Below are 19,044 nucleotides of genomic sequence, written 5' to 3' on the forward strand. Positions count from 1 at the left end.
TTATTTCTTTTTAGAAGCTTTATGTGCTTTATGAGATTTTTTATTCGCCTTAGTTTTAGCTGAAGCTTTTGCTGGTGCAGATGCTTTTGTTTTTGTTGCTAATTTTGCTTCTAAATTTTTTACTTCCGTCTGAAGCGCCTTATTTTGATTGATCAGCTCTTCATTTTGAGCAGCCTGATCGGTTAATACTGCCACTTGATTTTGTAATACTTTAATTTCGCCTGCTTGATCGGTAATTTTATCCTGTGCATTGTAAGCCGTGAATAATGAGCCTACTACAATAACGCCAGCAACTGCATACTGCACAATTGTTTTAGTTTCCATTTAAGTTAATGTCCTTTTTTATGTAAATAAACTTCTAAGTAATATTTTATCCTTTTTACGAAGACCTTTAAATTATTTTTTTGATAGGTATTAGTTTTGTTGAATAAATAAGGGTGCCGGAGATTGAAGGTTATCATTCAACCGTGACAGACTTTGCTAAATTGCGTGGCTTATCTACGTCTGTACCTTTAATAAGAGAAACATGGTAAGCCAATAATTGAACTGGGATAGAGTGGATAATCGGGGACAAAACACCTGTATGTCTTGGGGTTCTTATTACCCGCACACCAGGACTTTCCAAAAAATGACTGTCAGCATCTGCAAATACAAAAATTTCTCCGCCACGCGCCTTGACTTCTTGCATATTAGATTTTACTTTTTCGAGTAAATTATCATTTGGTGCAATGACTACGACTGGCATATCGTTATCTACTAACGCTAAAGGGCCATGCTTTAATTCACCTGCGGGATAAGCTTCTGCATGAATATATGAAATCTCTTTTAATTTTAATGCTCCTTCCATAGCAATGGGGTAATGAATACCTCTGCCTAGAAATAGCGCATGTTTCTTTTTAGCAAATAATTTTGCCCACTCTTTAATTTGTGGTTCTAAATTCAGTGCTTGTTGAATACTGCCTGGTAACTGTCTCAAATTTTCTAGATAGCTTTTTTCCTCTGTTTTATTAATCAGCTTTTTAAAAGAAGCAATCGTGACTGCTAAACTAAAGAGAGATACTAATTGTGTCGTAAAAGCTTTAGTTGATGCCACACCAATTTCAGCCCCCGCTCTGGTATATAAAACAAGCTTCGATGCCCGCGCAATAGCGCTTTCTTGAACATTACAAATTGCTAAACTTAAATGCTGGCCTAAAGATTTGGCATGCTTTAAAGCTTCCATCGTATCTAAGGTTTCGCCAGACTGCGAAACAGTGAGTATCAATTGATTGGGATTAGGCACCGAATCTCGATACCTGTATTCACTTGATATTTCAACGGTGGTTGGTATTTTTGCAATACCTTCTAACCAATACTTAGCTGTGACTCCTGCGTAATAACTTGTCCCTGCCGCCAAAATTAAAATACTATCTATTTTAGAAAATACATCTTTAGCGTCTTGTCCGAACAGACTTACATCAAAATGACCTTCATCAATAATGGCTTCAATTGTATCTGTCAATGCGCGAGGCTGTTCATAAATTTCTTTTTGCATGAAGTGATCATATGGGCCTAGCTCCATGGAAGACAAAGTAACGTCACTGATATGTGTTTTGCGTGTAATCAGTTTTTTTTCTTTGTCGAAAATTTGAATACCATCTTTTTTAACTTGCACAACATCACCGTCTTCAAGATAGATCACTTTTTTAGTGACCGCCAAAAGCGCTGAGATATCAGATGCAATGAAATTCTGTGTATCACCTAATCCAATAATGAGTGGGCAACCTAATCTCGCGCAAATCATTTCATCAGGATTTTTGAGAGAGATCACCGCAATAGCAAAAGCTCCTCTTAATTCGTGACCTAACATTTGCGTTGCTTCTAGAAGAGATTTATTTTTATGTTTAATAAAATAATGAATGAGGTGTGCAATAACTTCAGTATCCGTTTGTGATTCAAACTTATACCCTAGTTTCTTAAGGCGCTCACGCTCTTCCTCATAATTTTCGATAATGCCATTATGAACGACTGCAATTTCTCCTTCAGACACATGAGGATGCGCATTGAGTTCAGTGACGCCTCCATGCGTTGCCCATCTTGTATGGCCTATGCCTAAAAATCCTTCTAACTTTTGATCTTTCACCATAGTTTCAATTTCAGCGACACGGCCTACAGATCGAACACGCTCAATACCGTTTCGCAATACCGCAATACCTGAAGAATCATAACCACGATATTCGAGTCGACTTAATCCTTCGATTAAATTTGGAACGATATTTTTATTTGAGATTGCACCTACAATGCCGCACATATATTTAAGTCTCTTTATTTTTTGTAGGTTTAGTCCAACCAGAAATACTGGTTTGTTTTGAACGAGCCACCGTAAGATCTCCTGGAGGAGCATCTTTAGTGATGGTCGATCCTGCCCCAATCGTGGCGCCCTTACCAATTTTCACTGGGGCCACCAAAGCAGTGTTTGAGCCTATAAAAACATCATCTTCAATCTTAGTGGGATGTTTATTAGCACCATCATAATTACATGTTATGGTCCCGGCACCGATATTCACCGATTTACCTACAAGACTGTCGCCCACATAACTTAAGTGATTGATGTTGGTGTGATCATTAATTTCGCTATTTTTAATTTCAACAAAATTTCCAATGTGCACATGGCTTTGAAGCTTCGTACCGGGTCTCAATCTTGCAAATGGACCAATACGACAATGACTACCCACTTTACTTTCATCAATATGTGAATAAGGTTCAATCGAGGAGTGGTCTCCGATAATGCTATCTTTTATATGTGAGTAGGCTGCAACTTTCACGTGATTACCTAGAACGACCTTGCCTTCAAAAATGCAACCCACATCAATCGTCACATCTTTTCCTGCTGTGACTTCGCCTCTAATATCAATGCGGCTTGGATCTATAATCGTGACACCTTGGTCCATCAATGTTTTTGCTGTCATAAGCTGATAGTCTCTTTCCATGTTTGCTAATTCAGATTTCGAATTAATCCCGGTAATGGATACTTCATTATCCGCAGATTCACTTAATACTTCAATGTTATCTTCAATAGATAGCCCTACAATATCTGTCAAATAATATTCTTTTTGAACATTCTGATTGGTCAGCCTTTTAAGCCAATTTTTTAAGAGATGATTGGGCGCGCACATAATGCCCGTATTAATTTCTTTGATATTTTTTTGTGATTCATCACAATCTTTTTCTTCTACAATTTTTTGTATTCGGTCATCTTTCCTTACAATTCTGCCGTAGCCTTTTGGATCTTTTTTTGAGTAAGTTAGAACAGCTAAATTTTTTTGACCTTTTATTACTAGGCGTTCAATCGTTTTTTGGTCAATTAACGGTACATCGCCATATAAGATGAGTGTATTACCCTCATCTTTGATTAAAGGAGCGGCTTGTTGCACAGCATGACCTGTGCCTAATTGTTCTTTTTGCTCTACCCATTGAATATGGGGAGATGGAAATGTTTTTTTGACGAGATCACCACCATATCCATAAACCACCACAAGCTCTTTGGGCTTGAATGACATAGAAGCATCAATGACATAACCGAGAAGCGGTTTATGAGCAAGCGGTTGCAAGACTTTGGGTAAATCAGAACGCATGCGCGTCCCTTTGCCTGCAGCTAAAATCACAATAGATAAAGACATCTTTGCTATTTTATCGTTTATTTGTCATCACATGACATAAAAAAAGCAGCTTAAAAGCTGCTTTTAATAGTTTTGTAAGTTTTGTACCTTAGTGTTTTTGTCGTAATTTTTGAATCGCTTGAATTTGAGCAATCGCTTCAGCTAATTCAGCTTGTGCTTTTGCATAATCCACATCAGATGATCGATTTTTCATTGCTTCTTCAGCCGCTTTTTTAGCTGCATTCGCTTGCGCCTCATCAAGATCATGTCCACGAATCGCTGTATCCGCTAACACGGTAACTACCCCTGGCTGAACTTCTAAAATACCACCTGAAATATAAATGAGCTGCTCTTCATTTTTATCCGCTAATTTGATGCGAAGCGCGCCGGGTTTAATCGATGTAATCATCGGTGCATGATGCGGATAAATACCCACTTCACCCATTTGTGCCGGTGCCGCGACGAATTCAGCTTCACCTGAAAAAATAGATTCTTCAGCACTTACTACATCAATATGAACCGTTGCAACCATGTCGTTTTTACCTAATCGATTAAGATAATGTTTTTGCTTTTGCTACAGCTTCTTCGATGCTGCCTACCATATAGAACGCTTGTTCTGGTAAGTGATCATATTCACCACTCACGATCGCTTTAAAACCTTTGATCGTATCTTTCAGTGTCACATATTTACCAGGAGCGCCTGTAAAGACTTCAGCGACGTGGAATGGTTGTGATAAGAAACGTTGAATTTTACGTGCACGACTCACTGCTAATTTATCTTCTGGTGATAATTCGTCCATACCAAGAATTGCAATAATGTCGCGTAATTCTTTATAGCGTTGTAATGTCGATTGGACAGAACGAGCCACTTGATAATGTTCTTCGCCAACGACCTGCGGATCAAGCTGACGTGATGTTGAATCTAATGGATCTACCGCTGGATAAATACCAAGGGATGCAATATCACGAGATAACACAACTGTTGAGTCCAAATGTTGGAATGTCGTTGCAGGTGATGGGTCTGTCAAGTCATCGGCTGGCACATACACCGCTTGAATTGAAGTAATTGAACCTGTTTTTGTTGAAGTGATACGTTCTTGTAAACGACCCATTTCGTCAGCGAGTGTTGGTTGATATCCTACCGCTGAAGGCATACGTCCAAGAAGCGCTGATACTTCAGTACCTGCGAGTGTGTATCGATAAATATTGTCTACGAAGAAAAGAACATCACGACCTTCGTCACGGAATTTTTCAGCCATAGTTAAACCTGAAAGCGCTACACGAAGTCGATTGCCTGGTGGTTCGTTCATTTGGCCAAACACCATCGCTACTTTTGATTCTTCCATGTCATCTAATTTAATCACGCCTGCATCTGACATTTCATGATAGAAGTCGTTACCTTCACGTGTTCGCTCCCCCACACCTGCGAATACAGATAGTCCTGAGTGTTGTTTAGCAATGTTGTTGATGAGTTCCAACATGTTCACAGTCTTACCTACACCTGCGCCACCGAAGAGGCCGACTTTACCGCCTTTAGCAAATGGACAAACTAAGTCAATCACCTTAATACCTGTTTCAAGTAGATCGACAGATGGTGATAGATCTTTAAATTCTGGTGCTTTTTGGTGAATGGAACGGAATTCTTTAGATTTAATTGGACCTAATTCGTCAATCGGACGACCAAGCACATCCATGATACGGCCTAGCGTGCCTGTACCCACTGGCACATTGATCGCTGCACCGGTAGATTTAAATGCAGTGCCGCGTGCAAGTCCGTCAGACGAACCCATCGCAATCGTTCTAACAATACCGTCACCTAGCTGTTGTTGCACTTCAAGTGTCAACCCTGCTTCAGCTTGTGAGTCTTTGTCATCTATGATTAATGCATCAAATACTTTTGGCATTTGATCGCGAGGAAACTCGACGTCAACCACCGCTCCGATACATTGCACTACTTTTCCGATTTGTTTGCTAGCCATTTTTTTTCCTTGAAGACTCTAAATAATTAATTCAATGTTATGCAACCGCAGCTGCACCACCCACAATTTCCGAAATTTCTTTTGTAATTGCCGCTTGACGCGCTTTGTTATAAATCAATTTCAATTCGCCAATCACATTCTTCGCATTATCTGAAGCAGACTTCATTGCAACCATTCGTGCGGATTGTTCTGACGCCATATTTTCTGTGACGCCGTGATAAATCAAAGATTCGATATAACGCGTTAATAATTGATCGATCACACTTTGTGCATCCGGCTCATAGATATAATCCCATGGACCTTCTGGACTTCCAATTTTATCCCCTGAGAGTGGTAACAATTGATCCACAACAGGCTCTTGCTTCATCGTATTAATAAATTTGGTATAGCAAATAAAGAGCTGGTCAACTTCACCATTCACATAGGCATCTAACATCACTTTAATTGCACCGATGAGTTTTTCAACATGAGGTGTATCACCTAAGCCTATGATGTGTGATTTCACATTCGCGTTAATACGCGTCATGAAACCTAAGCCTTTATTACCTAATGCACTCACATGTACTTTTTTACCTTGTGATTCCCATTGCTTCATCTGATTGACAGACATTCTTAATACGTTGGTATTAAGTCCGCCACACAAACCTTTATCTGAAGTAACCACAATTAAACCAATATTTTTTACTTGGTCTTTTTTCACAAGGAATGGATGTTTATATTCCGATTGTGCGTAGGACAAATGTGCTGCCACATTTCTGATTTTCTCAGCATAAGGACGAGCTTGACGCATACGCTCTTGCGCTTTACGCATCTTTGACGCTGCGACCATCTCCATCGCTTTGGTGATCTTTCGTGTATTTTCTACACTCTTGATCTTGGTTCTAATTTCTTTACTACCGGCCATAATGACTCTTTATATTAGTAAGCGTTACTTGATTTGAAATCTTCAATAGCTTTTTCAAGTGCTTTTTCATTGTCACCTGATAAGTCAGCTGTTTTTTCGATGTCTTGCATAATCTTTTTGTATTTAGAATTCATAAAGCCATGCAATGCATTTTCAAATGCCAATACTTTAATCGTTGGAACATCATCAAAGTAACCTTTGTTTGCTGCAAATAATGTCACAGCCATTTGCGAAACACTTAAAGGGGCATATTGTGATTGCTTCATAAGCTCTGTAAACATGCGACCGCGGTCAAGTTGTTTACGTGTGGCTTCATCAAGATCAGATGCAAATTGCGCGAACGCTGCTAACTCACGATATTGAGCTAAAGCTAAACGTACACCACCACCTAATTTTTTAATTACTTTAGTTTGCGCAGCACCACCCACGCGAGACACAGAAATACCTGCGTTGATCGCTGGACGAATACCTGCATTAAATAAATCTGTTTCAAGGAAGATCTGACCGTCAGTAATTGAAATTACGTTTGTCGGCACGAATGCTGATACGTCACCTGCGGCTGTTTCAATGATTGGCAATGCAGTAAGTGAACCTGTTTTTCCTTTCACTTTACCTTTTGTAAATTTTTCTACATATTCTTCATTCACACGTGCTGCTCTTTCAAGTAAGCGTGAGTGAATATAAAAGACGTCGCCAGGATAAGCTTCACGGCCTGGTGGACGACGCAAGAGTAATGAGATTTGACGATAAGCAATCGCTTGTTTTGTTAAGTCATCATAAATAATAAGAGCATCTTCGCCACGGTCACGGAAATATTCACCCATCGTGCAACCCGCGTAAGGTGCTAGGAATTGTAATGCTGCTGAATCAGAAGCTGAAGCTGCAACGATAATCGTGTATTCCATCGCGCCGTGTTCTTCAAGTTTTCTAACAACGTTAGCGATGGTTGATGCTTTTTGACCAATCGCCACATAGATACAGGTCATGTTTTGACCTTTTTGATTAATAATTGCATCTGTTGCTACAGCTGTTTTACCTGTTTGACGATCGCCAATAATCAATTCACGTTGGCCTCGTCCGACCGGCACCATAGAGTCCACAGATTTCAAACCTGTTTGAACTGGTTGAGATACAGATTTACGCGCAATCACGCCAGGTGCTACTTTTTCAAGCTTGTCAGTTAGTTTTGTTTTAACTGGGCCTTTACCATCGATGGGTTGGCCAAGAGCATTTACCACGCGACCAATTAATTCTGGGCCTACAGGCACTTCTAAAATACGACCTGTACATTTACATACATCACCTTCAGTAATGTGTTCATAATCACCTAACACCACAGCACCCACAGAATCACGTTCAAGATTCAATGCAAGCCCATATGTGTTTCCTGGGAATTCGATCATTTCACCAGACATCACATTTGATAATCCGTGAATACGAACGATACCGTCAGTCACTGATACGACTGTACCCTGTGTTCTCGCTTCAGCGGTTGTCGAGAAATTCTCTAATCGACTTTTGATGAGTTCACTAATTTCTGATGTTGATAACTGCATTACTATCTCCTGATAATGATTAGCTTACGACTTCAACGCGTAGGCTAAATTTTGTAATTGCTCACGAACTGAAGCATCAATCACGGTGTCGCCCACAATCACTTTAATACCACCAATGATTGCTTCATCAATCGTTACTTTTGCATCAATTTTTTTATTAAATTTCTTTTCTAAGCTTTTCACTAATGTATCGACTTCTTTATCTGTCGGCTTTGATGCAACAATAATTTCAGCATCAAGCGTTCCTTCATCCGTCGCTTTTAATGTTTCAAAAAGCTCACTGATTTGAGGTAACACATTAAGCCTCTTATATTCAATCAAAAGCTTAATAAGATTTTCACCATAAGCATTAAGTTTTTTTTCGGCAATTTTAATGAGTGTCTTTTCACGATCCTCATCTGATACTTTTGAATCATTAATGAAAGCATGCATGCGTTCATCTAAAGATACTTGCGCTAAAAATTCCAACATCTCAGACCACTCTGTAAGAGATTTTTTTTCTTTAGCAAGATTAAATGCTGCAACTGCATAAGGTCTTGCGATGGTTGAAATTTCTGCCATATGGATCCTAAAGTTCTTTCGCTAATTTACTTAACATATCGCTATGTGCTTTTTTATCAATTTCTTTTGATAAGATTTTTTCTGCACCCGCGATAGCAAGTGTTGACACTTGTTCACGTAAAGATTCTTTCGCGCGATTTACTTCTTGATCAATCTCTGCTTTCGCACCTAAGATAATACGATCGCCTTCGGTTTTCGCTTGATGCTTTGCTTCTTCTAAAATTTCTGAGGCTCTTTTTTCAGCTTGAGAAATAATTTCAGATGCTTTCTGTTTGGCTTCGTTAAGTTGTTGTGTTGTTTTTTTTGCAGCCACTTCTAAAGAAGCTTTACCTTCTTGTGCTGCAGCTAAACCGTCGGCAATTTCTTTTTGACGCGTTTCAATTGCATTTAAAAGAGGCGGCCACACATACTTCACGGTAAACCAAATGAGAATCGCAAAAGCAATCGCTTGGGCAATTAACGTAAAATTAATATTCATTTTTGCTCCTGTCTAAGTTCGGTTAAAAGAACCTAAACAATTATTTTGCGATTGCACTTAATAATGGATTTGCAAATGCAAACATCATCACGATACCAACGCTAATAATGAAAGAAGCGTCAATCAAACCTAAAAGTAAGAATACTTTACCTTGTAATTGAGGAATCATTTCAGGTTGTCTTGCTGCGCCTTCTAAGAAACTCGCACACATAATACCGATGCCGATACATGCGCCTAAAGCTGCTAAACCAATCATCAAACCTAGGCCAATTGCTGTGTAAGATTGAATCATTGCTAAATATTGTATATGTTCCATGTTTACTTCCCTTTCAGTTAAAAATACTTAAATAAAAAAACTAATGGCCTTCATGCGCCATCGATAAATACACCACCGTTAACATCATGAAGACAAATGCTTGTAGCCCCACAATTAGAATATGGAATATGGACCAACCTGCGCCCAATAATGCTCCAAAAAATACGCCTGTCACACTCGTTGACGCTAGTAAGCCGAGGAGTAAGAAAATTACTTCTCCTGCGTACATATTTCCGAAAAGTCGGAGTGAGTGAGATAAAGGTTTAGAAATGTATTCGATGATATTAAATAAAAAGTTTGCAGGCCATACCCAAACTTTGCTACCAAAAGGGGCTGTAAACAATTCATGAAGCCAACCACCAAAACCTTTCACTTTAATACCAAAATAAATCATAAGAATCCACACTGCGATCGCAAGTGCAAATGTTGTGTTGATGTCTGAAGTGGGGACGCTGCGCCACTCATGAATGCCTAAAGGTGCATAAATAAAATGTGCCATCACATCAATAGGGAGAAAGTCCATAGAGTTCATCACAAGGACCCAAATAAAAACTGTTAATGCAGCAGGGGCAATAAAAGCATGACGATCGCCATGGAATATATTTTTAACTTGATCGTCAATGAAACCAAACATAAGCTCTACAAATGCCTGGCCTTTTGAAGGAACGCCAGCTGTTGCTTTTCGAGCAACCATCCAGATCAAAGCCATTGAAATAATACCAAGCAAGACACCCATAACAAGTGAGTCAATATTAATTGCCCAGAATGCACCTTCACCAATAGCCTTCGTATTAAAGGTTAAATGGTGGGTAATATATTCACTCGGTGTTAATGTGCCTTCAGTTGCCATAGCTTCCAATATTTCCTAACGACTTTTATTTGTCTTCATTTAATTTTGTAATCGATGCGCCTGAAATAATGGCTGACAATACAAGCCCCGCAATCAGTGCAAATGGCACAAGCGCTGTATAAAACTTAAACGCTGACCAAAGCGATACAAGTACTACAAAAATTTTTACGGCTTCAGCTTTTAATACATTAATAATGATAGCTGCGGGCTCTTTACTCAAAGCCGTTTTGTGAGCAATTTTTGAGGCGAGAAGTACACCGAATATAACGGAGACACTACCGATCAACGCAGAAACACCTGCATGCTTTCCAAATACTGCTGCAACTAAAACCGTTAATATGCCAGCGGCTTTAACCTGCAAACTCAACATTTTTTGAATGATTTGAGGGAATCGCTTCATTCTTTCAGTGATTTCATCAATATCAGACATTTATGCTCACTGAATGCAAAACTTTGAGTTACAAAGGGTTGAATTTTCCCTGTAATTGGCGGTTCCGTCAAGGGTAAAGCGTACTTTATCCTTTGATTTTTTTAAGAATCTCATCCAATTGCTCCAAATTGCGATAATGCACTTTTAAAGTACCCGAACCATTCTTTTTAGCATCAATAGTGACTGACGCGCCCAGGGTTTCTGCTAGAGAGTCCTCAAGCTGACGCACGTCCGCATTCGTCTTTTTCGGGGGGGCTTTTTGAGTATCGGTTTTGTAACTATTCTGTAAGTTTTTAACGAGCGCCTCAACTTCGCGCACAGATAGATTTTTTTGAATCGCTTCTTCGCACAACATAATCTGTTGGCTGCCCTCTAGGCCAATCAGAGCTCTTGCATGGCCCATATCAATTTTTCCACTTAATAGTCGATCTTGAACAGGCTTTGTTAAAGTTAAAAGTCTTAATAAATTAGAAACGGTGACGCGCGATTTGCCAACCGCATCTGCCGCTTCTTCATGCGTCATATCAAACTCATCAATCAAACGCTTAATGCCGATCGCTTCTTCTAATGGATTTAAATCTTCACGTTGAATATTTTCAATCAATGCCATTGCGAGCGCTGATTCATCTGGAATATTTTTGATGATGACAGGCACTTCACTAAGATTTGCCAATTTTGCAGCGCGCCATCTTCTCTCGCCTGCGATGATTTCGTATTGATTGTTCCCCACAGGTCGCACAATAATAGGCTGCATGACGCCTTGTTTTAAAATAGATTGTGAAAGCGCATGTAAAGCTTCTTCTTGCATGATGCTTCGAGGTTGATATTTACCAGGTTGTAATTCACTGATCAATAAAGTCTGAAGTGAGCCTTCGTTTTTTTGAACATCTTCCTCGCCACTTAATAATAATGCATCAAGTCCGCGACCTAATCCTTTAGCTTTAACCATGTGACTTCCTCATTTCTTTTTCTATAATTTCTTCAGCAAGTTTTAAATAAGCAACGGCTCCTCTAGATGATCGGTCATACATTAAGATAGGCATGCCGTGACTTGGCGCTTCTGCCAGTCTTACATTTCTTGGAATAATCGTTTCATATACCTTATCGCCAAAGTGGGCGGTGAGTTGATCCGACACTTGTTGAGCTAACATATTGCGCTTATCAAAGAGCGTTTTTAATAAACCCTCAATTTCAATTTTAGGATTTAAATTACTCCTTACTTTTTTGATCGTGTTAACTAAATCTGATAAACCTTCTAACGCATAATATTCACATTGCATGGGAATTAAAACGGCATCTGCAGCAGTCAATGCATTTACTGTGACTAAATTGAGCGCGGGTGGACAATCTAATAATACATAGTCGTAATCTTTTTTTAAATGTTGCAACGCTTCTTTTAATCGTGTTTCGCGTTTACTTTCATTGACAAGTTCAACTTCAGCACCTGCAAGATTTCGATTTGACGGAGCCAAATCAAAACCACCGCGTTCGCAATGAATCACAATATCTTTAAATGATTTACTTTGAATCAAGACATCATAAATTGATGTTTTAATACTCGATTTATCTATACCTGAGCCTGTCGTTGCATTGCCTTGTGGATCAAGATCAATGAGAAGCACAGATTTATTTTTCGCAGCTAAGCTTGCGGCTAAATTTACCGATGTAGTGGTTTTACCTACGCCGCCTTTTTGATTCGTCACCGCTAATATACGCATAACTAAAAAACTTCTTTCTTCAATTGAACTAAATATCGTTCAGCATTAATAAAGGGCACTTCAAGCGGAACCATTGTGTATTGATTCTTTTCGAATGCTTCCAATTCTTCTTTGACATCTTTTGATTTCATCGCCAACCACATACCATTTTTTTGCAATGTATGTTGTGTAAGTGAGATCATATTTTTTAAATTTGAAAACGCTCTTGACGTCACCGCATCAAAAAGTATTGTCGGCTGATATTCCTCAACGCGACCATTCACTACATTTAAATTGGTAAGTGATAATTCACTTTTCACCTGTTGCATGAATGTCGTTTTTTTATTAACCGAATCCATCACAGTTACTTTCATTTCAGGCTTTACAATTGCCAATACAACGCCTGGGAATCCTGCACCACTTCCGACATCCAACAAATTTTTTACATTGACATAATTTAAAATAGATAAGCTATCGAGAAAATGCAGTTTAATCATTTCATCACGGTCGCGAATCGCAGTTAGGTTGTACACACGATTCCATTTTTCAACTAAGTTTAAATACGCCATCAGCTGATCATTCATTTGATCAGATAAATTTAAGCCCATATGACGTGACCCCTCGATCAACAGATCGCGGTCTTTTTTTATTACCTCATTCATGCCACTTTTTCTGGACGCTTCGTTATTATTTTTTTAGGTTTATTTTTACGCTTAACAAACACTAAAAGTAATGAAATAGTTGCTGGGGTAATACCAGAGATTCGTGATGCTTGTCCTAAATTTTCCGGCTTATGCAAATTTAATTTTTGTTGCGCTTCAACACTCAATCCATGTACTTCTTTGTAATCAAGATCGATAGGTAATGGAATATCTAATTGATCTCGACTTCGATCTACCTCTTCTTGCTGTCTCACAATGTAACCTTTATATTTCGCTGAAATTTCTACTTGCTCTCTGACAGCAGGGTCAATCAAACCTGCATCTTCTTGCATGAGTTCTTTTACGCCCTCAAAACTCACTTCGGGGCGTCTTAATAAATCAAATAAGTTATATTCGTGATCAATCACTTTCCCAATAATGGCTTGTTGTTTTTCAATTGAAATATCTTGTGGCCTTACAAAGAATTTTTTTAATCGTGCTTCTTCTGATTGGATAGTCTCTTTTTTTTGATGAAACATATTCCACCGCTCATCATCGACCAACCCTAAATTGCGGCCTATTTCTGTCAATCTTAAATCGGCGTTATCTTCTCTTAACATCAAGCGGTATTCAGCTCTGCTTGTAAACATTCTGTATGGCTCAGAAACCCCGCGAGTAATAAGGTCATCTACTAAAACACCCAAATATGCCTCATCACGCTTAGGGCACCAAGATTCTTTATCTTGTGTCATTAAAGCGGCATTTGTTCCTGCTAATAATCCTTGAGCCGCAGCCTCTTCGTAACCCGTCGTGCCATTAATTTGTCCTGCAAAGAATAGTCCTTGAACGGATTTCGTTTCCAAGCTGGATTTCAAATTACGTGGATCGAAATAATCATATTCAATCGCATAACCGGGTCTTAAGATGTGTGCATTCTCTAACCCATTGATTGAACGGACTAATTTGTACTGGATATCAAATGGAAGGCTAGTTGAGATACCATTTGGATAAACTTCATTTGTATCTAAACCTTCCGGCTCTAAAAAAATCTGGTGCGAATCTTTGTCTGCAAATCGATGAATCTTGTCTTCAACGGATGGACAATATCGTGGGCCCACACCTTCGATTACCCCGGTATACATAGGGGATCGATCTAAACCGCTTCGAATAATGTCATGCGTAGATTCATTCGTATGTGTAATCCAACAAGACACTTGTTTTGGGTGTGTTGTTTTTTTGCCATAAAAAGAAAAATAAGGGGTCGGACTATCGCCAGGCTGCTCTTGCATCACAGCATAATTAATGGTGCGCCCATCAATTCTTGGCGGTGTTCCGGTTTTGAGTCGGCCTACAGGCAATCCAATTTCTCTTAAACGATGGGCCAAAGAAATGGAAGGTGGATCGCCTGCGCGACCTGCCTGATAATTTTTCAAGCCCACATGAACAAGTCCGCCTAAAAATGTACCAGCGGTTAAAACAACGGTTTTAGATTTAAATTGAATGCCAATTTGCGTAACAACACCAGCTACACGATCCTTGTCCAAAAGAATGTCGTCGACTGCTTGTTGGAAAAGCCAAAGATTGGGTTGATTTTCAAGACGATGTCGAATTGCGGCTTTATATAAAATACGGTCTGCTTGAGCGCGAGTGGCTCTTACTGCAGGACCTTTACTACTATTTAAAATACGAAACTGAATACCAGCTTCATCCGTCGCAATGCCCATGGCACCACCTAAGGCATCAATCTCTTTAACCAAATGCCCTTTGCCAATCCCACCAATAGATGGATTACAAGACATTTGACCTAAGGTTTCAATGTTATGGGTTAAAAGCAAAGTCTTTTGCCCCATGCGAGCGGAAGCTAAGGCTGCCTCTGTACCAGCATGCCCTCCACCCACCACAATGACATCAAAATTATGCGGAAATTCCATGGTTTTACGTCAGTTAGAAAAGGTGTAATTTTACTTTATTCTGGGGTGAATCACTATGAAAACCATTGTTTCACGTGAAACATTTGCTTAAAAAAGAAGAAAAAGTGTTCCACGTGGAACCAAGAATTACTTTCCAATACAAAAGCGACTGAAAATCTCACCCAGAAGGTCGTCTGGAGTAAATTCGCCAGTAATGGAAGCTAATGAAGTTTGTGCTTGTCTTAACTCTTCGGCGACCAATTCAGGGGACTGAATCTGATTCACCGATTCATTTAAATGTTTTGAGACAGTATTAAGTGCATCTAAATGCCTTTGTCTCGCCATAAAAACACCTTGATTTCCGTCCTTACTAAATTCAACACCGGCCATTTTTAATAAAGTCGTTTTAAGCTGAGCCAAACCTTCTCCATTTTTTGCTGAAATAAAAAGATGATGCTCGCCGTCAATCATTTCAGATGAGGCTTTTTTGGATAACAAATCAATTTTATTGTGAACCCACACCTTAAAAACGTCTTTTGGAATGCGATTTAGAATGATTTTCTCGTAATCGGTAATACCCTTGCCAGCATCCACTAAAAATAATGCGATATTGGCCTTTTCTATCGAAATCCATGTTTTTTCGATGCCCATTTTTTCAATTTCATCATGGGTATCTCTTAATCCGGCGGTATCAATCACATGAATCGGGATGCCATCGATTTGAATTTCACTTTTAATAGGGTCACGAGTTGTGCCTGGAATAGAAGTCACGATCGCCTGGTCATTGCCTGACAATTGATTGAGTAAACTCGACTTACCCACATTGGGCTGACCTACCAATACAACGGTCAAACCTTCGCGCAATAAGTGGCCTTGTTTGGCAGATAAAATTACTTCATCCATACGTAACTTTAGACTTAAAAGCTTTTCTTTAACTTTGCCAGTCGTAATAAAATCAATTTCTTCCTCGGGAAAATCTAGACAAGCTTCAATATACATACGTAAATCGATGAGTTCTTTAAGTAAGTCATTGATTTTATTCGAAAAATAACCATTTAAGGAAAGCATAGCGCTTTTTGCAGCCTCAGAGGTTGAAGCATTGATTAAATCTGCAACAGCTTCCGCCTGAGCCAAATCAATTTTGTCATTAAGATAAGCGCGCTCGGTAAATTCTCCAGGCATTGCCAGTCTCGCACCACATTCTATGCATCGCGCCAATAAAAGCTGCATCACAGCAATACCGCCATGGCCTTGAAGCTCTAAAATATCTTCACCAGTATATGAATGGGGGGATTTAAAAAAAAGTGCGATGCCACGATCAATCACTTGACCATTTACATCTAAAAAAGATAGGTAAGACGCTAAACGATTTTCAGGACAAACACCCAAAAGATGTTTCGCAACATCGCTCGCTTTTGGGCCTGATATTCTCACGACCCCAATGCCGCCAGCACCCGAAGGTGTTGCAATGGCGGCAATGGTATCTAAATTATTTGCGAGCTGCATTGCCTTTCTTAGCTAATGCGGCTGCATGAATGGATCGATTGATCATCCATTGTTGAAGAATAGACAATACGTTATTAATCACCCAATAGAGTACTAAGCCTGCGGGAAAGAAAAAGAAAAATACACTAAATACCACCGGCATGATCATCATCAATTTTGCTTGCATCGGATCCGTAGGTGCTGGATTAAGTTTTGTTTGAATGATCATGCTGATGCCCATAATAATAGGCAATACATAGTAAGGGTCTTTTACAGAAAGATCGGTAATCCATAACATGAAAGGTGCGTGTCTTAATTCAACAGCACCCATCAACACCCAATAGAGGGAAATGAAAACAGGGATCTGAATAAGAATAGGTAAACAACCACCCATCGGATTAATTTTTTCTGTGCGATAAAGCTCTAACATAGCTTGCTGAAATTTAGCTTTGTCATCTCCAAATTTTTCTTTCATGCTTTGCAAGCGCGGACTTAATTCACGTAATTGAGCCATTGATTTATAACTTGCAGCTGAGAGCGGATAAAAGAGAATCTTAATTAAGACAGTCAAAAGAATAATTGCACCGCCCCAATTATTTACTAATTTATGAATCCAATGGAGCACCATAAACAATGGTGAAGCAATAAAAGTTAACCAACCATAGTCCACTGTATAACTTAGCCCTGGTGCTGCTTTTTCAAGCTCCTCTTGAATTTGCGGTCCCGAATAAAGTTTAGTTGAAAATTCTTTTTTCTCGCCAGATTGAATAGTTGGAAGCTGAGTCAACACACCTGATGAATAAATATTTTGCGTAACTTCTTTTGTATAAAATTCACGCTTTTGGTTGCCAGGCAAAATCCATGCGCTCGCAAAATAATGTTGCACAACACCAATCCAGCCATCGAGCGAAATCAAAGATAGGTCATGTTTTTTCATATCTTTAAAATTAATTTTTTTAAACTTATCAGCTTCGTTATAGTAAGCGCCGCCAATAAATGTAGGTGTAATTTTACTTTCTTGAGCAGAGCCATCATCATGCACAAGCTGGTAATAAGCTGATGGCGTAATCGCTGATTTACCATGATTCATAATTTCATAACGCACTGCTATTTGATAGCTACCGCGATCAAAAGAAATAATTTTTGAAACTTCAACATCTTGATTTTTGTAATTCAATTTGACATCTAAATGATTTTGTCCATTTTCTAAAACATAATTTGTTTTTTCAGATGTGAATGTTGATTTGTGTGTTGGTAAATCATTACCAATAAGTCCAGTTTGTGCCACATAAAATAATGGCTTTTGTGAGTCATCTAATAACACAAATTTATCTTGCGCATTATCAGCCAAATGATTATTTAAAAGTAAACGGCGAATATCGCCGCCGATCGTATCAATTTCAATCTGGTATAAATCAGTAGCCACTTTGATACGCGAACCTGTTTCTAATTTGAAATTAGAATCGGGTGCAATAGTTTTAGTGTCAATGGAATTTAATTTTTGTGATGACGGAACACTCGCATCTTGTTGGGTTGCAACTTCAGCGACTGGAGTATGTTTGCGTTGCCATGAATCCCACAGCAAAAGAATTGAAAAAGAAAATACAACAAACAGTATTAAACGCTTCGTATCCATAAATTATAAAATTCCAAAATTAAATAACAGGGTCATGACCACCCTTGCACCATGGATGACATTTACCTATTCGTTTCATTGATAAAAAAATACCTTTTATGACACCTTTTTTATCTATCGCATCAATAGTGTATTGCGAACATGTAGGTGTAAAACGACATTGCTGACCAAAAAAAGGGCTTAATAATAATTGATAACATCTGACAAATAAAATTGCGATTGATTTCACTTTTTTAATCTTGCAATCATCTGGTCAACTTCTGTTTCAATCTCAACAAAATCGTTTCGATAAAACGATTTTTGAATGCGTATCACTATATCAAAATTTAAGAGTTGTTCTTGTTTTTTTCGCATTAATTCGCGCAAGACGCGTCTCATATAATTACGCTTCACAGCTAATTTCTGTGTTTTTTTGCCCACGACCATACCCAAACGAAACAAAGACAGAGTATTAGGTTGATAGTGAAAACTGAGGTGCTGAGATGAAAGTCGCTTACGGAAATTAAAAACGGATGAAAATTCATCCGTTTTTGTAAGTTTGGTTAATTTAGTTTGCAAATTATGAAGAATTTGCCAGATGGGTCTCTATAGACCGATACGAGCACGGCCTTTAGCACGGCGGGCTGATATTACAGCGCGTCCTGCACGAGTCTTCATGCGTACTAAAAAACCATGCGTGCGAGCACGTTTTACTTTGGATGGTTGATAGGTACGTTTCATTGTGTTTCTCCAGCTATAATTCGATAAGGATCGCGCAATTTACCGTACATACCGCCCTGTGTCAACGATTATTTGTTTAAGAAGTCTTAAAACGCCTGTGGATAACTTTGACCGGTTCAGTTAAGATGACTTCCGTAAAGCAATCATTCCTAAAAAGCATTTTTACACCAATCCGGTTCTCTAAAATGCTAAACCAAGAAGAAATTGTAATTTTAATACTATATATATTGGATTTTGCCGTTA

General features: G+C 38.8%; 21 protein-coding genes. All 21 read right to left on the reverse strand.

Annotation, left to right across the window (positions count from 1 at the left end; all coding sequences use genetic code 11):
- The 21 genes from FIT70_RS06770 to rpmH all read right to left on the reverse strand — a co-directional run bounded on the left by FIT70_RS06770 (position 1) and on the right by rpmH (position 18,801).
- On the reverse strand, positions 1 to 324 hold the full coding sequence (locus FIT70_RS06770) for a hypothetical protein (protein ID WP_139870798.1): 324 nt from the start codon (positions 322 to 324) through the stop codon (positions 1 to 3).
- A gap of 133 nt (positions 325 to 457) precedes the next feature.
- Positions 458 to 2,290 carry a glutamine--fructose-6-phosphate transaminase (isomerizing) gene (gene glmS / locus FIT70_RS06775; RefSeq protein ID WP_139870810.1) on the reverse strand — a complete coding sequence of 611 codons (1,833 nt, stop codon included), beginning with the start codon at positions 2,288 to 2,290 and terminating at the stop codon, positions 458 to 460.
- Positions 2,291 to 2,294: 4 nt separating this feature from the next.
- Positions 2,295 to 3,659 (reverse strand): bifunctional UDP-N-acetylglucosamine diphosphorylase/glucosamine-1-phosphate N-acetyltransferase GlmU, encoded by a 1,365-nt coding sequence (gene glmU, locus FIT70_RS06780; protein ID WP_139909559.1) that lies wholly within the window; start codon positions 3,657 to 3,659, stop codon positions 2,295 to 2,297.
- Positions 3,660 to 3,747: 88 nt separating this feature from the next.
- Positions 3,748 to 4,170 carry a F0F1 ATP synthase subunit epsilon gene (locus tag FIT70_RS06785; RefSeq protein ID WP_139868752.1) on the reverse strand — a complete coding sequence of 141 codons (423 nt, stop codon included), beginning with the start codon at positions 4,168 to 4,170 and terminating at the stop codon, positions 3,748 to 3,750.
- A gap of 19 nt (positions 4,171 to 4,189) precedes the next feature.
- Positions 4,190 to 5,617: a F0F1 ATP synthase subunit beta gene (atpD, locus tag FIT70_RS06790; protein WP_139868754.1), complete on the reverse strand. Its 1,428-nt coding sequence runs from the start codon at positions 5,615 to 5,617 to the stop codon at positions 4,190 to 4,192.
- A 37-nt stretch (positions 5,618 to 5,654) separates the two neighbouring features.
- Positions 5,655 to 6,521, reverse strand: a complete 867-nt coding sequence (gene atpG, locus FIT70_RS06795; RefSeq protein WP_139868756.1) for a F0F1 ATP synthase subunit gamma — start codon at positions 6,519 to 6,521, stop codon at positions 5,655 to 5,657.
- A gap of 14 nt (positions 6,522 to 6,535) precedes the next feature.
- On the reverse strand, positions 6,536 to 8,077 hold the full coding sequence (gene atpA, locus FIT70_RS06800) for a F0F1 ATP synthase subunit alpha (RefSeq protein WP_139868758.1): 1,542 nt from the start codon (positions 8,075 to 8,077) through the stop codon (positions 6,536 to 6,538).
- Between the two features lie 24 nt (positions 8,078 to 8,101).
- A complete protein-coding gene (locus FIT70_RS06805; RefSeq protein WP_139874966.1) occupies positions 8,102 to 8,638 on the reverse strand; it encodes a F0F1 ATP synthase subunit delta in 537 nt (178 codons plus the stop codon).
- Between the two features lie 7 nt (positions 8,639 to 8,645).
- Entirely contained in the window at positions 8,646 to 9,116 is a 471-nt protein-coding gene (locus tag FIT70_RS06810; RefSeq protein WP_139868762.1) for a F0F1 ATP synthase subunit B, read from the reverse strand.
- A gap of 40 nt (positions 9,117 to 9,156) precedes the next feature.
- Entirely contained in the window at positions 9,157 to 9,432 is a 276-nt protein-coding gene (gene atpE / locus FIT70_RS06815) for a F0F1 ATP synthase subunit C (RefSeq protein WP_046489109.1), read from the reverse strand.
- Positions 9,433 to 9,472: 40 nt separating this feature from the next.
- Positions 9,473 to 10,282 carry a F0F1 ATP synthase subunit A gene (gene atpB / locus FIT70_RS06820; protein WP_139874968.1) on the reverse strand — a complete coding sequence of 270 codons (810 nt, stop codon included), beginning with the start codon at positions 10,280 to 10,282 and terminating at the stop codon, positions 9,473 to 9,475.
- A 25-nt stretch (positions 10,283 to 10,307) separates the two neighbouring features.
- A complete protein-coding gene (locus FIT70_RS06825) occupies positions 10,308 to 10,712 on the reverse strand; it encodes an ATP synthase subunit I (RefSeq protein ID WP_139872292.1) in 405 nt (134 codons plus the stop codon).
- 85 nt (positions 10,713 to 10,797) lie between these two features.
- Positions 10,798 to 11,661, reverse strand: a complete 864-nt coding sequence (locus tag FIT70_RS06830) for a ParB/RepB/Spo0J family partition protein (protein ID WP_139874969.1) — start codon at positions 11,659 to 11,661, stop codon at positions 10,798 to 10,800.
- The gene (locus FIT70_RS06835; protein WP_139870816.1) at positions 11,654 to 12,430 is read right to left on the reverse strand and encodes a ParA family protein; all 777 of its coding nucleotides are present in this window, start codon (positions 12,428 to 12,430) and stop codon (positions 11,654 to 11,656) included. The genes FIT70_RS06830 and FIT70_RS06835 overlap by 8 nt, the downstream gene beginning before the upstream one ends.
- A gap of 2 nt (positions 12,431 to 12,432) precedes the next feature.
- Positions 12,433 to 13,071, reverse strand: a complete 639-nt coding sequence (gene rsmG / locus FIT70_RS06840; protein ID WP_139874970.1) for a 16S rRNA (guanine(527)-N(7))-methyltransferase RsmG — start codon at positions 13,069 to 13,071, stop codon at positions 12,433 to 12,435.
- On the reverse strand, positions 13,068 to 14,981 hold the full coding sequence (mnmG, locus tag FIT70_RS06845; protein WP_139872298.1) for a tRNA uridine-5-carboxymethylaminomethyl(34) synthesis enzyme MnmG: 1,914 nt from the start codon (positions 14,979 to 14,981) through the stop codon (positions 13,068 to 13,070). The genes rsmG and mnmG overlap by 4 nt, the downstream gene beginning before the upstream one ends.
- Positions 14,982 to 15,107: 126 nt before the next feature.
- A complete protein-coding gene (mnmE, locus tag FIT70_RS06850; RefSeq protein WP_139874971.1) occupies positions 15,108 to 16,466 on the reverse strand; it encodes a tRNA uridine-5-carboxymethylaminomethyl(34) synthesis GTPase MnmE in 1,359 nt (452 codons plus the stop codon).
- Positions 16,450 to 18,081, reverse strand: coding sequence for a membrane protein insertase YidC (yidC, locus tag FIT70_RS06855; RefSeq protein ID WP_139931350.1), 1,632 nt, complete (start codon positions 18,079 to 18,081; stop codon positions 16,450 to 16,452). Before yidC ends, mnmE begins: the two co-directional genes overlap by 17 nt.
- 19 nt (positions 18,082 to 18,100) lie before the next feature.
- A complete protein-coding gene (yidD, locus tag FIT70_RS06860; RefSeq protein ID WP_139870821.1) occupies positions 18,101 to 18,310 on the reverse strand; it encodes a membrane protein insertion efficiency factor YidD in 210 nt (69 codons plus the stop codon).
- Positions 18,307 to 18,639, reverse strand: a complete 333-nt coding sequence (rnpA, locus tag FIT70_RS06865) for a ribonuclease P protein component (protein WP_223254726.1) — start codon at positions 18,637 to 18,639, stop codon at positions 18,307 to 18,309. The genes yidD and rnpA overlap by 4 nt, the downstream gene beginning before the upstream one ends.
- Positions 18,640 to 18,666: 27 nt before the next feature.
- The gene (rpmH, locus tag FIT70_RS06870) at positions 18,667 to 18,801 is read right to left on the reverse strand and encodes a 50S ribosomal protein L34 (RefSeq protein WP_082092862.1); all 135 of its coding nucleotides are present in this window, start codon (positions 18,799 to 18,801) and stop codon (positions 18,667 to 18,669) included.
- Positions 18,802 to 19,044: the final 243 nt, after the last annotated feature.

This window comes from Candidatus Methylopumilus universalis (assembly GCF_006364435.1).
GTDB classification, from domain to species: Bacteria; Pseudomonadota; Gammaproteobacteria; order Burkholderiales; family Methylophilaceae; genus Methylopumilus; species Methylopumilus universalis.

Excerpts from the sequence above, each read along its gene's own strand:
- FIT70_RS06770 (WP_139870798.1), bottom strand. The coding sequence starts at position 324 with ATGGAAACTAAAACAATTGTGCAGTATGCAGTTGCTGGCGTTATTGTA.
- glmS (WP_139870810.1), bottom strand. The coding sequence starts at position 2,290 with ATGTGCGGCATTGTAGGTGCAATCTCAAATAAAAATATCGTTCCAAAT.
- glmU (WP_139909559.1), bottom strand. The coding sequence starts at position 3,659 with ATGTCTTTATCTATTGTGATTTTAGCTGCAGGCAAAGGGACGCGCATG.
- FIT70_RS06785 (WP_139868752.1), bottom strand. The coding sequence starts at position 4,170 with ATGGTTGCAACGGTTCATATTGATGTAGTAAGTGCTGAAGAATCTATT.
- atpD (WP_139868754.1), bottom strand. The coding sequence starts at position 5,617 with ATGGCTAGCAAACAAATCGGAAAAGTAGTGCAATGTATCGGAGCGGTG.
- atpG (WP_139868756.1), bottom strand. The coding sequence starts at position 6,521 with ATGGCCGGTAGTAAAGAAATTAGAACCAAGATCAAGAGTGTAGAAAAT.
- atpA (WP_139868758.1), bottom strand. The coding sequence starts at position 8,077 with ATGCAGTTATCAACATCAGAAATTAGTGAACTCATCAAAAGTCGATTA.
- FIT70_RS06805 (WP_139874966.1), bottom strand. The coding sequence starts at position 8,638 with ATGGCAGAAATTTCAACCATCGCAAGACCTTATGCAGTTGCAGCATTT.
- FIT70_RS06810 (WP_139868762.1), bottom strand. The coding sequence starts at position 9,116 with ATGAATATTAATTTTACGTTAATTGCCCAAGCGATTGCTTTTGCGATT.
- atpE (WP_046489109.1), bottom strand. The coding sequence starts at position 9,432 with ATGGAACATATACAATATTTAGCAATGATTCAATCTTACACAGCAATT.
- atpB (WP_139874968.1), bottom strand. The coding sequence starts at position 10,282 with ATGGCAACTGAAGGCACATTAACACCGAGTGAATATATTACCCACCAT.
- FIT70_RS06825 (WP_139872292.1), bottom strand. The coding sequence starts at position 10,712 with ATGTCTGATATTGATGAAATCACTGAAAGAATGAAGCGATTCCCTCAA.
- FIT70_RS06830 (WP_139874969.1), bottom strand. The coding sequence starts at position 11,661 with ATGGTTAAAGCTAAAGGATTAGGTCGCGGACTTGATGCATTATTATTA.
- FIT70_RS06835 (WP_139870816.1), bottom strand. The coding sequence starts at position 12,430 with ATGCGTATATTAGCGGTGACGAATCAAAAAGGCGGCGTAGGTAAAACC.
- rsmG (WP_139874970.1), bottom strand. The coding sequence starts at position 13,071 with ATGAATGAGGTAATAAAAAAAGACCGCGATCTGTTGATCGAGGGGTCA.
- mnmG (WP_139872298.1), bottom strand. The coding sequence starts at position 14,981 with ATGGAATTTCCGCATAATTTTGATGTCATTGTGGTGGGTGGAGGGCAT.
- mnmE (WP_139874971.1), bottom strand. The coding sequence starts at position 16,466 with ATGCAGCTCGCAAATAATTTAGATACCATTGCCGCCATTGCAACACCT.
- yidC (WP_139931350.1), bottom strand. The coding sequence starts at position 18,081 with ATGGATACGAAGCGTTTAATACTGTTTGTTGTATTTTCTTTTTCAATT.
- rpmH (WP_082092862.1), bottom strand. The coding sequence starts at position 18,801 with ATGAAACGTACCTATCAACCATCCAAAGTAAAACGTGCTCGCACGCAT.